We start from the raw sequence: 18,345 nt of genomic DNA on the forward strand, positions 1-18,345 counted from the left end.
CGGCACTCATGACGCTGAAAGGCAAAGGCGCTTTAGTAACGGGTTCGTCGAACGGCCTCGGTCTCGCGATGGCGCGAGCACTCGCAGGCGCAGGCTGCGACATCGTCTTGCACGGACTCGAAGCGCCGCAGCAGATGACGCAGACCACGGACGAGCTGGCATCCGCGTTCGACGTGAACGTCGCCTATGTGCAGGCGGATCTCGCGACTCCGGCAGGCGTCGATGCGCTGATCGGCGCCGCGCGCGAACGCGTGAAGACGCTCGACGTGCTGATCAACAACGCAGTCGTGCGGCATTTCGCCGGTATCGAATCGTTCCCGATGGAGCAGTGGAACAACGCGCTCGCCGTGAATCTGACAGCCGCATTCCGCGCGATCCAGCTGACCTTGCCCGGCATGCGCGAGCGCGGCTGGGGACGCATCTTCAACATGACGTCGGTGTACGGCGCGCGTGCGGTCGCCAATCGCGTCGACTACGTCACGACGAAGACGGCGCTGCTCGGGCTCACGCGCTCGGTGGCCATCGAGACGCTGAATCAGGGCATCACGTGCAATGCGATCTGTCCGGGCTCGGTGCTCACGCCGAACATCGACGGACGCATCAATGCGTTGATGGACGACAGCGGCCTGAATCGCAGCGATGCCGTGCGCGAGTTCCTCAAAGGCAAGCAGCCGACGGGCGAACTGGTCGAGGCTGCGCATGTCGGCGAGATGGTCGTGTTTCTGTGCGGACCGGCCGCGAGCCAGATCACAGGCGCGATGATGCCGATAGAAGGAGGCTGGCTTGCAGGCTGATTCCATCGATGCCAACGCATTGCGCAGCGGCACATTGACCCGCAGCCTGGCGCGCTTCGTCGCAGGCACGCAGTGGCGCGACTTGCCCGCCAACGTGCGCAACGAAGCGAAGCGCTCGCTCGTCAATTACTTCGCGGTTGCGTTGGCGGGCTCGAACGATCCCACGCTCGACAAGGCCGTCCATGTCTATCAGCGTTTTCGCGCGGATGAAAGCGCCAGCATCGTCGGGCGCAGCGAGCGCACGGACATGCTGAACGCAGCCGCGCTCAACGCGATGAGCGCGAACGTCTACGACTTCGACGACACGCATATCCCGACCATCATTCATCCCACCGCGCCCGTGGCGGCCGCGCTGTTCGCGCTTGCCGAATCGCGTTCGATGAGCGGCGAAGCGTTGCTGCTCGCGTTCGTGCTCGGTGTCGAGGTGGAATGCCGGATCGGCAACGCGGTGTCGCCGGAGCACTATCAGCGCGGCTGGCACATCACGTCGACATGCGGCGTGTTCGGCGCGGCTGCCGCCGTGGCGAAGGCGCTCGAACTCGATGAGCAACACATCGCATGGGCGCTCGGTAACGCATCGGTGCAAACGGGCGGACTCGTCGAAACGCTCGGCACGATGTCGAAGAGCATCAGTGTCGGCAACGCGGCGCGCAATGGGTTGCTGTCCGCGCTGCTTGCCGAAGACGGTTTCTCCGGCCCGGACGCGCCGCTCGAAGGCGAGCGCGGCTTTCTGCGCGTGGCCGCTTCACAGCCGGTTTGGAGCGCGCTCACGCAGGAACTCGGGCACGAGTGGGAACTGCTGAAGAACACCTATAAGCCGTATCCGTGCGGCGTCGTGCTGAACCCGGTGATCGACGCGTGCCTCGATCTGCGCCGCGACGCGCGCTGGTCGCTTGCAGACATCGAACAGATCGAATTGACGGGGCATCCGCTGCTGCGCGAGCGCACCGACCGGCCGGGCGTGCGCACGGGCCGCGAATCGCAAGTCAGCGCGCAGCATGCGGTCGCCGTGGTGCTGTCGCGCGGCGAGGCGGGTCTCGATGAATTCACTGATGCCGCCGTTGCCGATCCGTCGCTACGCGCGCTCGGCAGCCGCCTGCGTTTTATCGATAACGCGTCGTGGCCCGTCGAATCCGCGCAGGTAACGATCGTGCTGCGTTCGGGCGAACGCGTCGAACACCGCGTGCATGCCGCGCGCGGCAGCCTCGCGGCGCCGCTCGCCAACGTCGAACTGGCGGACAAACTGCACCAACTGGCCGCGTATTCGCGTTCGGGCGTCGATGCGCAAGCGTTGATCGACAGATTGTGGAAGTTCGAGACCGAACAAAACGCGGCCGCGGTGATGGGTCTCGCGCGCGCTCATGGTTCGGATTGAGCCGGAATTTTTTCATTCACGAGGATTGTCATGTCGAGTAGTCAGGCATCAAATCAGCAGCACGGTCCGTCGCTCGGATTCGTCGGCGTCGGCACGATGGGTCGGCCGATGGCGCGGCGGCTGGTCGAAGCGGGTCATACGGTAATCGTTTACGACCGCGATGAAGCTGCCGTCGCGGAACTCAAGGCGGCGGGCGCTCAAGTCGCGGCGTCGGTGCGCGACGTGGCCGACCGCGCGCGCATCGTGTTCACGAGCCTGCCCACGCCCGCGATCTTCAAACAGGTCGCGCTCGGCGAAGGTGGCCTGATCGACGGCAGCGCGATCAAGGTGCTGGTCGATCTGTCCACGGTCGGCTCGCGCATCGAAAAGGAAGTGGCCGAAGGGCTGCTCGCAAAAGGAATCGAAACCGTCGATGCACCCGTCAGCGGCGGCGCGGCGGGCGCGAAGAAGGGCACGCTCGCGATCATGGCGGCGGGCAGCCCCGTCGCGCTCGAAGAGGTGCGCGGCCTGTTCGACGTGCTGGGCAAAACGTTCGTCGTCGGCGACAAGGCGGGGCAAGGGCAATTGCTGAAGCTGCTGAACAACATGCTGTCGTCGACGGCGTTCGCGATCACGTCCGAGGCGTTCGTTGCGGGCATGCGCGGCGGTCTGGACCCGGAAGTGATGATGTCGGTGATCAATGCGGGCAGCGGCAAGAACGGCGCGACGCTCGACAAGTTTCCGAAGCACGTGCTGCCCGGCACCTTCGATTTCGGCTTTCCCGTCGGCAGCGTCTGCAAGGACATCGGTCTTGCCGTCGACGAATGCCAGGCGCTCGGCGTGCCGATGTGGGTGGGCAGCGTCGCGCGCCAGATGTGGAACTACGCCGCCATGCAGGACGGCGCCGCGCGCGATATGACGGAACTCGTCAAATACGTCGAACGCTGGTCGTCGGTCGACGGCCTTGAAGATTGAAGCAATACCGAACCGAAAGCACAGTACAAAATACGGAGAACACCATGATCGTTGAAATGCGTATCTATCACTGCGCGCCGACGCGCCTTCCCGCCTTACTCGACCGCTTCACGACGCACACGCTTGGATTCTTCGAGAAGTACGGCATCCAGCAGATCGGTTTCTGGACCACGCTGATCGGCCCGAGCAATCACGCGCTCACCTACATGATCCAATGGGAAAGCCTCGCCGAGCGCGAGCAGAAGTGGAACGCGTTTCAGGCCGACGCCGACTGGATCGCGACGCGCGCCGCGACGGAAGCGCAGCGGCCGATTGTCGAGCGCATCGAGAATCACTTCCTCACGCCGACCTCGTTCTCCGCGCTGCGCTAGGAGACGGACGTCATGACAGACAGGAAACGCATCGGTTTCATCGGGCTCGGCATGATGGGCGCGCCGATGGTGCAATGCCTCACCAACGCGGGCTTCGCGCTTTACATCGACGACGCGGACGCCGCGCGCGCCGACACGCTCGCCGCGCAAGCGGGCGCGCAGCGTTTGACACGCGACAATGCCGCGTCGCTCGACGTATTGATCACGATGCTGCCGAATTCGGCCATCGTCGAAAGCGTGCTGCTCGGCGGCGGTCGTGATGGTTGGGCGAGTCGGCTCGCGAAAGGCGCCGTCGTGATCGACATGAGTTCGTCGGAGCCGGAACGTTCGCGCAAGCTCGGCGCGATGCTCGAAGAACGCGGCCTCGCGTATCTGGACGCGCCCGTATCCGGCGGCGTGAAGAAAGCGAAGGAAGGCACGCTGGCGATTCTCGTCGGCGGTCGCGAGGAAGTGCTCGCGCAGTGCCAGCCCGTGCTCGAAGCGATGGGCAAGAGCATTCTGCATATCGGCGGCGCGGGATCGGGTCATGCGGCGAAGGCGCTGAACAACTATGTGTCGGCGGCGGGACTCGCGGCGACCGTCGAGGCGCTGCTCGTCGCACAACGTTTCGGCATCGAGCCGGACGTGATGACGGACGTGCTGAACGCGTCGTCGGGCCGCAGCAATACATCGGAAAACAAGGTCAAGCAGTTCATGCTGAGCGGCACGTTCGCGTCCGGCTTCGCACTGCAATTGATGAACAAGGACCTGAAGATCGCCCATGCGCTCGCGCAGTCGGTCGGCTATCCGATGACGCTCGGCGACACGGTCACGGCCGTGTGGGGCGAAGCCGCGCAACGTTCGACGCCCGCCACCGACCACACTGAAATGTATCGCCTGCTCGATCGCGATGCGTCTTGATTCTGGACAGGAACCTGCCATGTCACATGCAGCGCAGTTTTATATCGACGGACGCTGGGTCGAACCGGCATCCGCCCGCTGGTTCGACATCGTCGATCCAGCCACGGAAGCACCGTTCGAGCGGCTCGCGCTCGGCAATGCGGCAGATGTCGACCGCGCGGTCGCTGCCGCGCGCCGCGCGTTTCCCGCGTGGTCCGCGACGAGCGTCGCGGAACGCGTCGCGTTGTTGCGGCGCGTGCTGCAGATCTACGAACGCCGCTACGACGAGTTCGCCGAAGCGATGCGCCGCGAGATGGGTGCGCCCGTCACGTTCGCGCGCAACGGCCAGGCGGCGCGCGGCCCCGCGCATCTGAATGCGTTGATCGACGTGCTGGAACGCTTCGAATTCGAAGAGCAGCGCGGCAGCACGCGCGTCGTGCTCGAGGCAATCGGCGTGTGCGGTCTGATTACGCCGTGGAACTGGCCCGTCAACCAGATCGTCGTCAAGATCGCGCCCGCGCTTGCAGCCGGTTGCACGATGGTGCTCAAGCCGAGCGAGTATTCGCCGCTGAGCGCGCTGCTCTTCACGGAAGTGCTCGATGAAGCGCAAGTGCCTGCCGGCGTGTTCAATCTCGTGAATGGCGATGGTCCGGGTGTCGGCGAGGCAATTGCGAGCCATCCGGATATCGACATGGTGTCGTTCACGGGCTCGACGCGCGCGGGCGTGCTGGTCGCGCAGTCGGCCGCGCCGAGCGTCAAACGCGTCGCGCAGGAACTGGGCGGCAAGTCCGCGAACATCCTGCTCGACGATGTCGATCTCGAAGAGGCCGTCAAGCGTGGCGTCGCGGCATGCTTCGTGAACTCCGGCCAGTCGTGCTCGATTCCGACGCGCATGCTGGTGCCGCGTCATCTGATGAACGACGCCGCGCAGATTGCGAAGCGCGCGGCGGAACTGTATCGCGTCGGACCGACGGATGACGCTTCGACGCAACTCGGCCCGCTCGTCAACCGCAACCAGTTCGAACGCGTGCAGGCGCTGATCCAGAAGGGCATCGACGAAGGCGCGCGGCTCGTGACGGGCGGCCCGGGCTTGCCCGAGGGCATCGATAAAGGTTATTACGCAAAGCCGACGGTCTTCGCCGACGTCACGCCCGACATGACGATAGCGCGCGAGGAAATCTTCGGGCCGGTGCTGTCGATGATTCCGTACGACAGCGAAGCGGACGCCATCGCGATTGCCAACGGCACGGACTACGGTCTCGCTGCATACGTGCAATCAGCGGATATCGCGCGTGCCCGCAAGGTGGGACGTGCATTGCGCGCGGGCGGCGTGCATCTGAACTATCCGCCTGCCGATTTCCATGCGCCGTTCGGCGGCTACAAGCGTTCGGGCAATGGCCGCGAGTGGGGCGAAGCGGGCTTGCGCGAGTATCTGGAAACGAAGGCAATGGTCGGTTACGGCGCTTAGCCGATAGCAACGGCCAATACGGCCAAAAAATTTTACACGTTTGGATTGTCGGACAATCATCGCGTCAGGCAGTCTTAACGCGCAGAGCAACTGAACGGGTTGAAGCAACAGAGAGGATCTCAAGATGGATAGCAACGAACGTTTCGAAAAAGGCTTTGAGAACCGCAAGGAAGTGCTTGGCGCGGGGCATGTCGAAAAGTCATGGGCCAATGCCGACGACTTCAACCGTCCGATGCAGAAGTTCGTCACCGAGAGCTGCTGGGGCGATATCTGGGGCGACAGGACGCTGTCGTTCAAGACACGCAGCATGCTGAACCTCGGCATGCTCACTGCCATGAGCCAGCATCACGAACTGTCCGTGCACGTGAAGGGCGCGCTGCGCAACGGCGTGACGAAGGATGAGATCCGCGCGGTGTTGATGCAGGCGGCTGTGTACTGCGGCGCGCCGCTGGCGCTGGCTGCGTTCCGCGTCGCGACGGAAGCGATCAAGGCGTACGAAGCGGAGACTTCGGCGGCTTGATGCAATAGATAACCACGCACCATCGACAAAGACATGGAGACAACAATGAAGACCCTCACTGCAACGGACATCGCACAGTCCGAAGGCGAGCAGTCGATAGAAACGAAAAGACGCAATGCCATTAAAGGCGCGTTCTTCTCCGAGTACATCGACATGTTCGATATCTACCTGCCCGTCGTCGTGCTGTCGCCGGTGCTAGCGTTCTTCCAGCCGCCGCATCTGTCGAGCGGCATGGAGACGATTCTGGCCTCGCTGGTGTTCATCACGACGCTGCTCGGGCGTCCCATCGGCGCGCTGCTGTTCGGCATGATCGCGGACCGCATCGGGCGCCGCAAGGCGTCGATCTGGTCGGTGTCGGGCTTCGGCGTGGTCACGCTGCTGATCGCGCTGCTGCCGGGCTACGAGAGCATCGGCATCGCGTCGTACTGGGCACTGGTGCTGCTGCGCTTCGTCGACGGGATCTTTCTGGGCGGCGGCTACACGGGTGCGATGCCGCTCGCCATCGAGTATTCGAAGAAAGAGCAGCGCGGGTTTGTCGGCGGTTTCATCATCGCGGGCTTTCCGGCCGCGTACGTGTCGATCAATCTCGTCGCGATGCTGATGTTCGCGCTCTTTCCGCTGAACGGCATGAACTCGCCGTACGCGCAATGGGGCTGGCGCATTCCGTTCGTGCTGGGCGCCGTGCTCGCGGGCATTCTCGCGCTGTACTACGTGCACAAGGTCGCCGAATCGGAAATCTGGAAGAGCGAAGCCGCCGACAAAGGCAACCAGCCGGAAAAGCTGCCGCTCACCGACCTGCTGCGCGGCAAGAGCGGACGTAACCTGCTTCAGGTGCTGGTCATGATGACGGGCTTCTGGCTGACGCAGAACATCATCACGATCTACCTGCCGACGGGCCTGCTCGTCAAGACGCTGCATCTGACGGGCTTCCAGATGACGTCCACGCTGATGATCACGTACTTCGTGCTGTTCTTCAGCTACATCGGTTCCGGGCTGATTGCGCAGGCGATCGGGCGGCGGCGTTTCTTCGTGATCGTCGGCCCGCTGATCGCGACGGTCGGCGCAGGGCTGCTGTATGTGCTCGCGAACAACGACGGATTGTCCCTGCCGACCATCATCGCGCTGGTCTGCGTGCTCGCCGTGCTCGTCACGTCGCCGTGGGGCGTGATCGTCACGTACATCAACGAACGCTTCGTCACCGACGTGCGCGCCACGGGCTTCGGCGTCGGCTTCAGCCTCTCGGTGATCATCCCGTCGTTCTACGCGTTCTATATGAACTGGCTCGGCGCATTCATGCCGTTGCGGATGACGTCCGTGGTGCTGCTGTGCATCGGCGGACTGATCGGCGCGGTCGGCGCGATGATGGGACCGGAAACGAAGGACGTCGACTTCTGACGAATTATCTGACTGCAAGGGACTAGCGCAAATGAACAAGGAACGGATCGGATTCATCGGTCTCGGCAACATGGGCGGCCGCATGGCGCGGCGTCTCGTCGATGCGGGCATTGCGGTGCTCGGTTACGACACCGCGCCCGAGCGCGTCAAGGCGGCGGGCGCGCAGGCCGCGGCTTCCATCGCGGACGTGATGAAGTTCGCCGACGTCGTGATGATGTCGTTGCCGGACAGCAAGGTCGTCGAGGCCGTGGTCGAAGGCGAAGGTGGTGTGCTCGCGCATTGCCGTGCTGGACAGATCGTCGTCGACCTGAGCACGGCCGCTGCGAGCTCGACGATACGGCTCGCGCGGCGCTTCACCCAGTCCGGCGTGCAGTATGTCGATGCGGGCATTTCAGGCGGCGCGGCGGCGGCGGAGAAAGGCACGTTGACGCTGATGGTCGGTGGCGACGCGAGCGCGGTCGATGCGCTCAAGTGGGCATTCGCGCCGATCAGCTCGAAGGTCGCGCATATGGGCGAGAGCGGCGCGGGCCATACCACCAAGCTGCTGAACAACTTCCTCAACGCGGTGAGCCTTGCGGCGAGCGCAGAGGTCATGGTGGCGGGCAAGAAGGCCGGGCTCGACCTGCATCTGCTACTCGACGTGCTCAACAGCAGCAGCGGCGTCAACTTCGCCACGCTGAACCGCTTTCCGAAGATCGTCGACGGTGACTATCTGGAAGGCGGACTGACGGGCAAGCTGATGACGAAGGACGTCGTGCTGTATGTCGATCGCGCGCGCGAACTGGGCGTGGTGTCGCTGAACGCAGCGGGGCCGCTCGCGAGCTTTGGCCTCGGCACGGCGCTCGGTTATGGCGACGTGATCAGCAATCGCGTGGTCGATGCGATCGGCGATGTATCGGGCGGCGTGCGTCTGTACGACGGGAAGATTCGCAAAGAGGAGAAGCAGGCATGAAGGTATTTCACGGCAGGGCGGAAGGGAAAATGTCGGAACTGCGCGGCGAGACGTTCTCGGGCACGGTGTGGGCCGACCCCGTGATGCCGCCGACGGATGGCGTCACCATCAACACGGTGTTCTTCGCGCCGCGCGGCCGCACCTACTGGCATACGCACGAGCAGGGCCAGGTGCTGCAGGTGACGGCAGGCAAGGGCTGGATTTGCAAGGAGGGCGAGGCGCCGCAGGAGATCCGCCAGGGCGACATCGTGTTCATCGGGCCGAACGAGCGGCACTGGCACGGCGCGAGCGACGGCAGCTATATGGTGCATATCGCGACGTCGATCGGCAAGGCGACGTGGCAGGAAGAAGTCGCCGAAGCCGATTATCCGCAAGGGCTGGTTGCGGGCTGACGCGGCGTGCCGCGCAGGGAAAGCATCGTCGTCATCAGAAGGAGCGAGCGAATGAAGCAGGGAGAGCAGCCGGCGCGCGCGCATCGCGAGCCGCAGCAGATCAAGGACGATTTCGTGCGCGTGCACGGTGTCTGGAATGCCGCATGGGACAGCATGCTGCGTCTCGACGCGGGCTTTGTCGATGCGTATGTGCAGTTCTCCGCCGTGCCGCAGCGCCGAAACCTTCTCGACGACAAGACGCGCGCGTTCATCGCGCTCGCCGCCGATGCCTGCGCGACGCAGTTGTACGGGCCGGGCGTCGCGCATCATATCGAGCGCGCGCTCGGGTTCGGCGCGACGCGCGAGGAACTGATGGAAGTGCTCGAGCTGATCAGCACGATCGGCATTCACACGAGCAATGTCGGCGTGCCCGTGCTGCTCGAAGTGCTCGAAGAAGAAGGCTTGCGTGTGGGACCCGTGCCGCTCGACGAACGCCGCCGCGCATTGAAGGAGGCGTTCGAGAAGAATCGCGGCTACTGGCACCCGACATGGGAAGGGCTGCTCGAACTCGATCCCGATCTGTTCGAAGCGTACGTCGAGTTTTCTTCGGTACCTTGGCGCACAGGCGTGCTGAGTCCGAAGATCAAGGAGTTCATGTATTGCGCGTTCGATGCGTCGTCCACGCATCTGTATGTGCCCGGCCTCAAGCTGCACATGCGCAACGCGTTGCGCTACGGCGCGACGGCGGACGAACTGATGGAACTGCTGGAGATCGTCAGCACGACGGGCATTCACGGCGCCGAACTCGGCGCGCCGCTGCTCGAAGCGGCGCTGGAAAAGCAGCGGGTGGCCGTCGATGCATGACCGCGCGATGTTGAATCCCAACGCGTGGAATGAGCACAGCATGCGTTCCGCGCGCCCGCCTCGAAACGCCGAGGCGCGCGGGCCCGAGGCGCATTCGACATTCCGCGCATTGCAGGCGCTGCCGCTCGCGCGGCTCGCGGCGAACGGCACGGACCACGCGCATGTTCGGGCCGTGGCGATTCTCGGCTACAACTGACACGCGCCATCACGCAACAATGAACGCGTTTTATGCGTAACGGGGGACGGAAAACAGCAGCCAGTGAAGTATCATAGCGACTGTAACTTTGTCGGACGGGAAGACAATAATGTCGACTGATATCGGGTTGGTCCGACCTGAGACGCTGCGTCATCAGGTCGAAAACGTGCTGCGGCAGGCCATCATGAGCGGGCGCTTTGCGCCGGGCGCGCGTCTGATCGAGCGCGAACTGTGCGAGTCGCTCGGCGTGAGCCGTACCTCGGTACGCGAAGCGCTGCGCAAGCTCGAAGCGGAGAAGCTCGTGCGCAGCGTGCCGCACAAGGGCCCGATCGTCGCCGTGATCTCGCAGCAGGAAGCGAGCGAACTATACGCGTTGCGCGGGCTGCTGGAAGGCTTCGCGGCGCACGAGTTCGCAAGGCTCGCCAGCGACGCCGCCATTGCGCAGTTCGGCGAGGCCGCGAAGGAACTGCGCACGCAGGCGACCGCGCAGGACCAGGCGGGCGTGCTCAAGGCCAAGACCGCGCTCTACGAAGTGCTGCTCGACAACTGCGGTAATGCGCTGGTTAAGGAGGTTCTGAATAGCCTGTATTCGCGGGTGAATCTGCTGCGCGCCACGTCGCTGATGCATCCCGACCGGCTGCCGAGCAGCCTGCGCGAAATCGACAAGCTCTACAAGGCGCTCAAGGCACGCGATGCCGACGAAGCCCAGGCGCTCGCGCGCCTGCACGTGGCGAACGCGGAGAAAGCCGCCATGCGCATGCTCGGCGAGAGCGACGACGCGCAGGCCTGAGCCTTCCGGTGCGAGGCCGGATGCCGGCTTCGCATCGCTTCGATGCAACGCACAAAGCTTGCGTCCACAAGCACGTTCTCAATGCGGCGCTACGCCCGTCCGTTCGCCGTAGCGGCGCGAGCGGCCATCAATCCTCATACGTGAACCAACCTTCAGTTGCGCGGCAACGAGGCGCGAGTGCGCTGCCGCGTGCCTGGTAAATCGGCATCGCTTCGTCTACGCTTAATTGAGCCGGCCTTGAGGGCGAGAGTGAAGCTGTACTCGCCGAATCTGCGCAGCCGACCCGTCCCGACGAAGCAATCAACGGTTCCAATTCAAAGCTTTTGTTGTTTGAGAGGGGTTGCGCGACTGTGCCCGTCCACGCGTCGACGACGCAGGGACGGATGCTGCACTCCAGCGCTCGCAGTCTCGAACGATAAAAAGCCGAGGAGACGCTCATGACACCATCCCCGCGGTACCTTGCCGTCGTCGTTCCCTTGCTGTTCGTTGCGCTCGCATCGCCCGCCTTGCGTGCTGCCGACGAAGTGCAGAACACCTCCACCACCACCGCGGCGCCGATGCCGTCGACGTTCGGACCCGTCAGTCAGGCGCAGCTCGACAGCGCCGCCGGCAACACCTCCGACTGGTTGCATTCGAACGGATCGTACGCCCAGACGCGCTTCTATCCGGGCACGCAGATCAACCGGACCAACGTGGCGAAGCTCAGGCCCGTGTTCATCTTTCAGACGGCTGTCAACGAATCGATGGAAACGGCGCCGATCGTATCGAATGGCGTGATGTTCATCACGACCTCGTTCAATCATGTCTATGCCGTCGATGCCGTCACGGGCAAGGAGTTCTGGCATTACAAGCACAAGATGGGACCCGTCACGACGTTCTGTTGCGGGCCCAACAATCGCGGCGTGGCGATTTCCGGCGACCGGCTGTTCATGGGCACGCTCGACGCGAAACTGGTCGCGCTCAACGCGAAGACGGGCAACGTGCTGTGGGAAACCAAGATCGCCGATCCTGACGAGGGGTACTCGGAAACGATGGCCCCGACGGTGGTGGACGGCAAGGTGCTGATCGGCACGAACGGCGGCGAATATGGCATACGCGGCTTCGTGAAAGCGTTCGACGCGAATTCCGGGCAACTGCTGTGGACCTTCTATACGATCCCCGACACGGGCCAGGAAGGCGTATGGGCGACCAAAGACGCGACGGGCCGCGACGAGAAGCGCGACATCGCCGCCGAGAAGAAGCAACTCGCGGACAAGGGCGGCGACTTCTACAAGACGCTCGGCGGTGGCGTGTGGATGACGCCGGCTATCGACCGCAAGACCCATACGGTGTTTTTCGTGGTCGGCAATCCGTCGCCGGACCTGTATGGCGCGATCCGGCCGGGCGATAACCTGTATACGGACTCGCTCGTCGCCATCGATCTCGACACGGGCAAATACAAATGGCACTACCAGTACGTGCCGCACGACGTGTGGGATCTCGACGCCGTCAGTCCGCCGATCCTGATCGACGTGCGCGACACCAACGGCAAGATGATTCCCGGCGTGATCCATGGCGGCAAGACGGGACACATCTATGTGCATGATCGCGAGACAGGCCGTCTGATCCGCTTCTCGCAGGCGATGATTCCACAGGAGAACATGTGGACGCTGCCGACCGCCGAAGGCGCGCGGATGCTGCCGGGCGCGAACGGCGGCGTCGAATGGTCGCCGATGGCGTTCGATCCGAAGACGCGCCTCGCGTACGCGGCCAACCTGCATCAACCGATGACCTATCAGGTCACGGATGCCCCGTATCCCGGCGGCAGCAAGCTGTGGCTAGGCGGCGCGTTCAAGGTGATTCCATCCGAAGAGCAATGGGGCAAGCTGTCGGCCGTCAACGTCGACACGGGCAAGGTTGCGTGGGACTTCAAGACGGCGCAGCCGTTGATCGGCGGCGTGCTGGTCACAGGAGGCGGCCTCGTGTTCAACGGCGAAGGCAACGGGCTGTTCCGTGCATTCGATGCCGGGACGGGCAAGAAGCTCTGGGAGTTCCAGTGCGGCGCGGGCGTGAATGCGCCGGCCGTGTCGTATAGCGTGCACGGCAAGCAGTACGTGGCCGTCGCGGCGGGCGGCAACACGCAACTGGACTTCAAACGCGGCAACACGGTCCTCGTCTTCGCATTGCCGTGATGACGCGAACCAGGACGTCATCGCTCACCGCGCAACGCGCAGCGCGTATCGTCGCGCGCGCTTGCGCGGTTTTTCTTTGTTCCGGCAGCATGATATGGCCGCTTGCCGACGCGCGCGCCGACGCGGAAGCGGGCAAGACGAAGGCGCAGACCTGCGTCGCCTGTCACGGCCCGATGGGCAATTCGACCGATCCGCAGTATCCCGTGCTTGCCGGGCAGACCGCGCGTTATATGTACCTTCAGTTGAAGGACTTCAAGGAAGGCCGCCGCAAGGACCCGCGCATGTCGCCGATGGCGGCGAACCTGTCGAAAGACGACATGCAGGATCTCGCCGACTATTTCGCCGCGCAGAAACCCGTGCCCGTCGATTTCAAGGCGGACGGCGTCGCCGTCGAAGCAGGGCGCAAGAAGTCGGCTGCGGAGCTTTGCACGATGTGCCATCTCGGCAACTTCACCGGGCAGAACGAGATACCGCGCGTGGCCGGGCAGCATTACCAGTACATCGTCAAGCAGTTGCAGGACTTCCGATCCCGCACGCGCACCAACGATGCGGGCAACATGGGCAGCGTCGCGCGCAATCTGACTGACGACGATATCCGCAACCTCGCCAGTTACGTCGCGAATCTGCAGTAGCGTCGGGGAGACGAACATGTATCACGCCGTGCGATATGGGGCGACTGCGTTGCTGATGGCCTGCGCGTTGTGGGCCGGGTCGGGTGCTGCGTTGCCTGCGGCAGCCGAAGAAGCGGGCGAAGTGAACCGCACGCTGCTCGCAGCCGCGAAAGACAGCGACCGCGCCAGCGTGATCGCAGCGCTCGATCGCGGCGCGGCCGTCGATGCGATGACGAGAATCGGTGACACCGCGCTGCTCACGGCATGCAAGAAGGGCGACACCGAAATAGCGCGTGTGATGGTCGATCACGGCGCGAACGTGAAGCATGCGAACGCGTCCGGCGTGACACCGCTGATGGCGGCTGCATATGGCGGCTACGACGGCATCGCGGCGTTGCTGCTCGCGCGCGGCGCCGATCCGCTGGAGACGGATCGCGTCGGCAAGACCGCGATGGAATACGCGGCGGGACAGGGAGAAACGCAAGTGGTGAAGCAGTTGCTCGATACGGGCATCGACGTGAACCGCCGCTACAAGAACGATCTGACCGCGTTGATGTGGGCCGCAGGATACGATCGCGCGGATACCGTGAAGCTGCTGCTCGCACGCGGCGCGGATGAATCGCTGAAAGACAATCGCGGCATGACGGCGAAGGATATCGCCGCACAGACGAAATCGAATCAGGTGGCGAATCTGTTGTCCGCGCATTAATTGCGGCGAAGGCAGTGTCTTTATCGGATTTGTCCAAATTCATTCGTATTGAAACGAAAATAATAATTCGCCGATATCGAATGCCAGATAAAACATTTCGCAAATGATTTCGACGTCATTTTCTCAGACTGAAACAGTCGATGCGAACGCAAGTTTCGATCCTATTCGCCGCGCATAACGAGTAAAAACGCGCCTTGACAAAGCCTCGCGCGATCTCCTATTTTTCCTCTGCCACTCTTCATTACCAAATCTTTCCTGAGCGGAACGCATTAAGAAACCAGTACAAGTTACCGGCATGGTTCACTTTATGTAATTAGTGATCCGAATTACTGGAAAACTCAAAATCTGTATTAAGGCTGTTAGAAAATAGAAAGTTTAATGTCAGCCGCTGTGAGTGCCGACGAGTTCTGCACCGCTGTCTGTTTCCTATGCGCCTCACCGGCGAAGGCGGCCTTTGTGTTGCGGTAATTTACCTATCACAGGGACAGAAATGAAACCAGACCGTAGCATTAGCCGCAGCCGCCCGCGTCTGGGGCGGCTAGCCGGTTCAGGCGCGATGATTCTCGGGTTGCTGGTTCTGGCGGGATGTGGAGGCGGCGATGGGAGTCCTGCTTCGTCGGCGACGAGCGTGTTGAGCCAGGCGGCGAATCCGCAGGCGCTCGCGCAGCAGCAGGCTCAGCCGCAGGGGGCCAACAAGCCGTATACCGATCCGGTTCCCTATTCGCCGCATGCGAACGACGGCCTGGCCGCCTCGCAGGTCGCGGAGAAAGCGGCCGTCATGCATTACCAGTGGAAGTCGGGCAAGACGACGGTCAACTACACGACGACGACAGGCCACCTGACGGCAGCCGATGCGAACGGCAATCCGGAAGCGACGATGTCGTACGTTGCCTATACGGCGCCGGGCGCGAACGGCAAGCCGCGCCCGGTGACGTTCCTCTATAACGGCGGTCCGGGTTCGTCGTCGATCTGGCTGCGGCTCGGGTCGTTCGCGCCCACGCGCGTTGCGACGCCCGATCCGCTTCTCACCAACTGGCCGAACTATCCGCTCGTCGACAATGCGGAGAGCCTGATCGACACCACCGACATGGTGTTCATCGATCCGCCCGGCACGGGTCTGTCGGAAGCAGTGCTGCCATACACGAACAAGCAGTTCTGGGGCGTCGATTCCGACGTCAACATCATGCGCGACTTCATCATCCGCTATCTGGCGGCGAACAATCGCGGCGACTCGCCGATCTATCTCTACGGCGAATCGTACGGCACGCCGCGCACCGACATGCTCGCGCTGGCGCTCGAAACAGCGGGCGTGCCGCTGACGGGTATCGTTCTGCAGTCGTCGATTCTCAACTACTTCGCCGACGCGATCGAGGCGGTGGCGATTCTGTTGACCACGGAGGGCCTGCAACTCGACACCGATACGCTCGCCGGTTACTACCCCGGCTATGCGGAGGTGGCGGCGTACTATCGCCAGGTGTCGCCGCCGTTGATCGACCAGGGCCTGTTTGCGCTGCAATCGGAAATCTTCGCGACGGGGCAGTACAACCACTTCAAGCAGTACGCGCAGACGTGGGTGTTGAGCCAGCTCGGCATACCCGATGCGCTCGGCAACCCCGTGGTCCCGCCGACGCGCACGCTGCAATCATGGGAGTGGCCGTCGAGTCTCACGCTGCAGGCGCTGCAAGGCTATTTCAGCACCGACTCATTCGGCCTGGCGCTGCTGCCGGGCTCCACGATCGGCCGCTACGATGGCCGCGTGTCGCTGCCCAATTCGGACCCGCGTCTGCAGACGGATGGCGACCCGTCGGACATCCTGATCTCGCAGCCGTTCACGACAGCGCTCGCGACGCAGATGCCGGACTATCTGGGCTACACGGCGCCGAACGCGACGTACATGCCGCTGAACGACGACATCATCGAGGCATGGGACTTCTCGCACGCCGGTCAACCGCTGCCCGATACGCTGCCTGATCTGCTCGGCGCGATCAAACTCAATCCGAAGCTGAAGGTGCTCGCTGAGAACGGCTTCCACGATCTCGCCACGCCGTTCTTCACGACGGAGAAAGAGCTTGCGCGTCTGCAAACGGTGCGTGGCCTGAATCCGGATCTGCAGGTGAACTTCTTCCAGGGCGGGCATATGATTTATCTCGACGACGTCGCGCGTCCGAAGATGAAGAGCGATCTGGTGGACTACTATCGCGGCCAGCCGATTCCGCTTGCGCTGTCGCTGTGGACGCTGCCCGCGCCGTGGCGCGACGAAAGCCCGGCGGGCACACCGACCGCCACCGCGCAGGCGGCGACGCAATAGGCTCAATGCACCAGATCCCCGCTCGTCGGTGTTCGACGCGGGGACTCCCAGCTCATCTTTTCAGGGCGAGTGATCATGTCTTCAATCGATAGGTTGTCGCGCGTTCTTACCATCATCATCGTTCTCGGCGCCGTGGCGGGCAGCGCGCATGCGGCGACGCAGGCCGTTGCGCCCGTGACGCTGCCCAAGGGCGGTCATGGCGTCGACGGTCCGTTTTTCCCGAGCAACCGTGCGGCGCCCATTACGCCATCCACGGGGACGCAACTGCAGCAGCAGGCGCAACAGCGCATCGACGCGCGCATGGGCGCGAATTCGGTGCTGAGCAATGGCGCCTCGATCACGAAAGCACAGGCGCAAAGCAGCGGCCTGGGTTTTATCGCGAAGCATTTCGATCAGATCGACACCGCGCATTCGGGGCGCGTGTCGTTGAATGACGTCAAGCAGTATCTGCAGCAGCAACAGGGGCAATAAAGAAAGCCCACGCATCGATCGATGTCGATGCGTGGGCTGTTCCTGCACATTCGAGACGCAGCGTTGCGGCTCAAGCCTCCATGGCTCAAGCCTCCATCAATGCGCGCACGTGCGCGCGCGTGCCGCCCGCCAGGCCTTCCATGCTGTATCCGCCTTCGAGTATCGACACCACGTGCCCTTTGCAGGTCTCGTCGGCGATACGCATCAGTTCGCGTGTGATCCAGTGGAAGTCGTCGTCGTCGAGGCGCAACGCGGCGAGGGGATCGAGCCGATGTGCGTCGAAGCCGGCTGAAATGATGATCAGCTCGGGACGAAACTCGCGCACGGCCGGCAGCATATCGGCCTCGATGCGCGAGCGGAACAGATCCGAATCGCAGCCCGGCGGCAGCGGCACGTTGAGGATGTTGTGGCTCACGCCCGTTTCGGCCGATTTGCCCGTGCCGGGATAGAGCGGCGATTGGTGACTCGACGCATAGAAGAGTTCGGGCCGGTCGTAAAACGCGGCCTGCGTGCCGTTGCCATGATGAACGTCGAAATCGACGACGGCCACGCGCTCCAGCTTGTGCACGTCGTAGGCATACGCGGCCGCGATGGCCGCCTGATTGAAGATGCAAAAGCCCATCGCCTTGCTGGGCTCCGCATGGTGTCCGCACGGACGCGTCGCGCAGAACACGTTGCGCGCGTCGTCGTTGAGCACGGCATCGACGCCCGCGCACGCCGCGCCGACGCAGCGCATGACGGCTTCCCACGAACCCGGCGACATGACGGTGTCGCCGCCGTCGAGCGGCATATAGCCATGGTTCGGCGCGATGTCCGCCACTTCGTCGATGAAATCCTGGCTGTGAATGAGTTGCACCTGTTCGATCGTGCCCATCGGCGCATCGCGCCATTCGAGCGCGGCGAATTCCGGCGAGCGCAAGGTTTGCAGCACGGTCTTCAGCCGTTCGGGCGATTCGGGGTGATGCGGGCCGGGCTGATGATTCAGGCAGGCGGCATGCGTGTAGACGAGGGTGGGCGGCATGGGGTGCTGATGCCCGGAAGGCCGGGCATCGTCTCCTTGATGTGGATGTTTTCGAATGAGGAGAACGCGCTGTGCAGCGCTAGCGGCTCCGGAGTATTCGTCAAGTGTAAGGTCGCGACTTTCGC

19 protein-coding genes are annotated in these 18,345 nt (G+C 63.3%); 18 read left to right on the forward strand and 1 reads right to left on the reverse strand.

The features are described from left to right. The first annotated feature begins 8 nt into the window (after positions 1-8). The 18 genes from PPGU16_RS33420 to PPGU16_RS33505 all read left to right on the forward strand — a co-directional run bounded on the left by PPGU16_RS33420 (position 9) and on the right by PPGU16_RS33505 (position 17,199). Positions 9-794 (forward strand): SDR family oxidoreductase, encoded by a 786-nt coding sequence (locus PPGU16_RS33420; protein ID WP_180726974.1) that lies wholly within the window; start codon positions 9-11, stop codon positions 792-794. Continuing rightward, positions 784-2,169 (forward strand): MmgE/PrpD family protein, encoded by a 1,386-nt coding sequence (locus PPGU16_RS33425; protein WP_180726975.1) that lies wholly within the window; start codon positions 784-786, stop codon positions 2,167-2,169. Before PPGU16_RS33420 ends, PPGU16_RS33425 begins: the two co-directional genes overlap by 11 nt. Positions 2,170-2,199: 30 nt before the next feature. Beyond that, complete coding sequence (locus PPGU16_RS33430; protein WP_180726976.1) at positions 2,200-3,123, forward strand: NAD(P)-dependent oxidoreductase; 924 nt, start codon at positions 2,200-2,202, stop codon at positions 3,121-3,123. Positions 3,124-3,167: 44 nt separating this feature from the next. Then, complete coding sequence (locus tag PPGU16_RS33435) at positions 3,168-3,494, forward strand: NIPSNAP family protein (protein WP_035996114.1); 327 nt, start codon at positions 3,168-3,170, stop codon at positions 3,492-3,494. Positions 3,495-3,506: 12 nt separating this feature from the next. Then, complete coding sequence (locus tag PPGU16_RS33440; RefSeq protein ID WP_180726977.1) at positions 3,507-4,394, forward strand: NAD(P)-dependent oxidoreductase; 888 nt, start codon at positions 3,507-3,509, stop codon at positions 4,392-4,394. 19 nt (positions 4,395-4,413) lie between these two features. Continuing rightward, positions 4,414-5,841 carry an aldehyde dehydrogenase family protein gene (locus PPGU16_RS33445; protein WP_180726978.1) on the forward strand — a complete coding sequence of 476 codons (1,428 nt, stop codon included), beginning with the start codon at positions 4,414-4,416 and terminating at the stop codon, positions 5,839-5,841. Positions 5,842-5,965: 124 nt separating this feature from the next. Beyond that, a complete protein-coding gene (locus PPGU16_RS33450) occupies positions 5,966-6,361 on the forward strand; it encodes a carboxymuconolactone decarboxylase family protein (RefSeq protein ID WP_180726979.1) in 396 nt (131 codons plus the stop codon). A 45-nt stretch (positions 6,362-6,406) separates the two neighbouring features. After that, positions 6,407-7,756 carry an MFS transporter gene (locus PPGU16_RS33455; RefSeq protein ID WP_180726980.1) on the forward strand — a complete coding sequence of 450 codons (1,350 nt, stop codon included), beginning with the start codon at positions 6,407-6,409 and terminating at the stop codon, positions 7,754-7,756. A 31-nt stretch (positions 7,757-7,787) separates the two neighbouring features. After that, positions 7,788-8,708, forward strand: coding sequence for an NAD(P)-dependent oxidoreductase (locus tag PPGU16_RS33460; protein WP_180726981.1), 921 nt, complete (start codon positions 7,788-7,790; stop codon positions 8,706-8,708). Continuing rightward, the gene (locus PPGU16_RS33465; RefSeq protein ID WP_180726982.1) at positions 8,705-9,100 is read left to right on the forward strand and encodes a cupin domain-containing protein; all 396 of its coding nucleotides are present in this window, start codon (positions 8,705-8,707) and stop codon (positions 9,098-9,100) included. The genes PPGU16_RS33460 and PPGU16_RS33465 overlap by 4 nt, the downstream gene beginning before the upstream one ends. A gap of 51 nt (positions 9,101-9,151) precedes the next feature. After that, positions 9,152-9,943, forward strand: a complete 792-nt coding sequence (locus tag PPGU16_RS33470; protein WP_180726983.1) for a carboxymuconolactone decarboxylase family protein — start codon at positions 9,152-9,154, stop codon at positions 9,941-9,943. 40 nt (positions 9,944-9,983) lie between these two features. Beyond that, complete coding sequence (locus PPGU16_RS33475; RefSeq protein WP_224031032.1) at positions 9,984-10,139, forward strand: hypothetical protein; 156 nt, start codon at positions 9,984-9,986, stop codon at positions 10,137-10,139. A 109-nt stretch (positions 10,140-10,248) separates the two neighbouring features. Next, the gene (locus tag PPGU16_RS33480; RefSeq protein ID WP_042308644.1) at positions 10,249-10,929 is read left to right on the forward strand and encodes a GntR family transcriptional regulator; all 681 of its coding nucleotides are present in this window, start codon (positions 10,249-10,251) and stop codon (positions 10,927-10,929) included. A gap of 437 nt (positions 10,930-11,366) precedes the next feature. Then, entirely contained in the window at positions 11,367-13,100 is a 1,734-nt protein-coding gene (locus PPGU16_RS33485; protein WP_180726985.1) for a pyrroloquinoline quinone-dependent dehydrogenase, read from the forward strand. Beyond that, entirely contained in the window at positions 13,100-13,732 is a 633-nt protein-coding gene (locus tag PPGU16_RS33490; RefSeq protein ID WP_180726986.1) for a c-type cytochrome, read from the forward strand. The genes PPGU16_RS33485 and PPGU16_RS33490 overlap by 1 nt, the downstream gene beginning before the upstream one ends. Before the next feature lie 16 nt (positions 13,733-13,748). Continuing rightward, entirely contained in the window at positions 13,749-14,420 is a 672-nt protein-coding gene (locus PPGU16_RS33495; RefSeq protein ID WP_434064447.1) for an ankyrin repeat domain-containing protein, read from the forward strand. Positions 14,421-14,910: 490 nt separating this feature from the next. Next, complete coding sequence (locus tag PPGU16_RS33500; protein WP_180726987.1) at positions 14,911-16,728, forward strand: S10 family serine carboxypeptidase-like protein; 1,818 nt, start codon at positions 14,911-14,913, stop codon at positions 16,726-16,728. A gap of 75 nt (positions 16,729-16,803) precedes the next feature. After that, the gene (locus PPGU16_RS33505; protein WP_180726988.1) at positions 16,804-17,199 is read left to right on the forward strand and encodes a 2-oxoglutarate dehydrogenase; all 396 of its coding nucleotides are present in this window, start codon (positions 16,804-16,806) and stop codon (positions 17,197-17,199) included. A gap of 85 nt (positions 17,200-17,284) precedes the next feature. Here PPGU16_RS33505 and PPGU16_RS33510 read toward each other — a convergent pair whose 3' ends face one another. Then, a complete protein-coding gene (locus tag PPGU16_RS33510) occupies positions 17,285-18,220 on the reverse strand; it encodes a histone deacetylase family protein (protein ID WP_180726989.1) in 936 nt (311 codons plus the stop codon). Positions 18,221-18,345 lie beyond the last annotated feature (125 nt).

This window comes from Paraburkholderia largidicola, assembly GCF_013426895.1.
GTDB lineage: Bacteria > Pseudomonadota > Gammaproteobacteria > Burkholderiales > Burkholderiaceae > Paraburkholderia > Paraburkholderia largidicola.

What these genes read in the sequence shown, in the direction of transcription:
- PPGU16_RS33445 (WP_180726978.1), top strand. Translation starts at nt 4,414, where the DNA reads ATGTCACATGCAGCGCAGTTTTATATCGACGGACGCTGGGTCGAACCG.
- PPGU16_RS33440 (WP_180726977.1), top strand. Translation starts at nt 3,507, where the DNA reads ATGACAGACAGGAAACGCATCGGTTTCATCGGGCTCGGCATGATGGGC.
- PPGU16_RS33495 (WP_434064447.1), top strand. Translation starts at nt 13,749, where the DNA reads ATGTATCACGCCGTGCGATATGGGGCGACTGCGTTGCTGATGGCCTGC.
- PPGU16_RS33430 (WP_180726976.1), top strand. Translation starts at nt 2,200, where the DNA reads ATGTCGAGTAGTCAGGCATCAAATCAGCAGCACGGTCCGTCGCTCGGA.
- PPGU16_RS33480 (WP_042308644.1), top strand. Translation starts at nt 10,249, where the DNA reads ATGTCGACTGATATCGGGTTGGTCCGACCTGAGACGCTGCGTCATCAG.
- PPGU16_RS33450 (WP_180726979.1), top strand. Translation starts at nt 5,966, where the DNA reads ATGGATAGCAACGAACGTTTCGAAAAAGGCTTTGAGAACCGCAAGGAA.
- PPGU16_RS33460 (WP_180726981.1), top strand. Translation starts at nt 7,788, where the DNA reads ATGAACAAGGAACGGATCGGATTCATCGGTCTCGGCAACATGGGCGGC.
- PPGU16_RS33465 (WP_180726982.1), top strand. Translation starts at nt 8,705, where the DNA reads ATGAAGGTATTTCACGGCAGGGCGGAAGGGAAAATGTCGGAACTGCGC.
- PPGU16_RS33455 (WP_180726980.1), top strand. Translation starts at nt 6,407, where the DNA reads ATGAAGACCCTCACTGCAACGGACATCGCACAGTCCGAAGGCGAGCAG.
- PPGU16_RS33475 (WP_224031032.1), top strand. Translation starts at nt 9,984, where the DNA reads ATGCGTTCCGCGCGCCCGCCTCGAAACGCCGAGGCGCGCGGGCCCGAG.
- PPGU16_RS33470 (WP_180726983.1), top strand. Translation starts at nt 9,152, where the DNA reads ATGAAGCAGGGAGAGCAGCCGGCGCGCGCGCATCGCGAGCCGCAGCAG.
- PPGU16_RS33435 (WP_035996114.1), top strand. Translation starts at nt 3,168, where the DNA reads ATGATCGTTGAAATGCGTATCTATCACTGCGCGCCGACGCGCCTTCCC.
- PPGU16_RS33510 (WP_180726989.1), bottom strand. Translation starts at nt 18,220, where the DNA reads ATGCCGCCCACCCTCGTCTACACGCATGCCGCCTGCCTGAATCATCAG.
- PPGU16_RS33500 (WP_180726987.1), top strand. Translation starts at nt 14,911, where the DNA reads ATGAAACCAGACCGTAGCATTAGCCGCAGCCGCCCGCGTCTGGGGCGG.
- PPGU16_RS33505 (WP_180726988.1), top strand. Translation starts at nt 16,804, where the DNA reads ATGTCTTCAATCGATAGGTTGTCGCGCGTTCTTACCATCATCATCGTT.
- PPGU16_RS33490 (WP_180726986.1), top strand. Translation starts at nt 13,100, where the DNA reads ATGACGCGAACCAGGACGTCATCGCTCACCGCGCAACGCGCAGCGCGT.
- PPGU16_RS33485 (WP_180726985.1), top strand. Translation starts at nt 11,367, where the DNA reads ATGACACCATCCCCGCGGTACCTTGCCGTCGTCGTTCCCTTGCTGTTC.
- PPGU16_RS33420 (WP_180726974.1), top strand. Translation starts at nt 9, where the DNA reads ATGACGCTGAAAGGCAAAGGCGCTTTAGTAACGGGTTCGTCGAACGGC.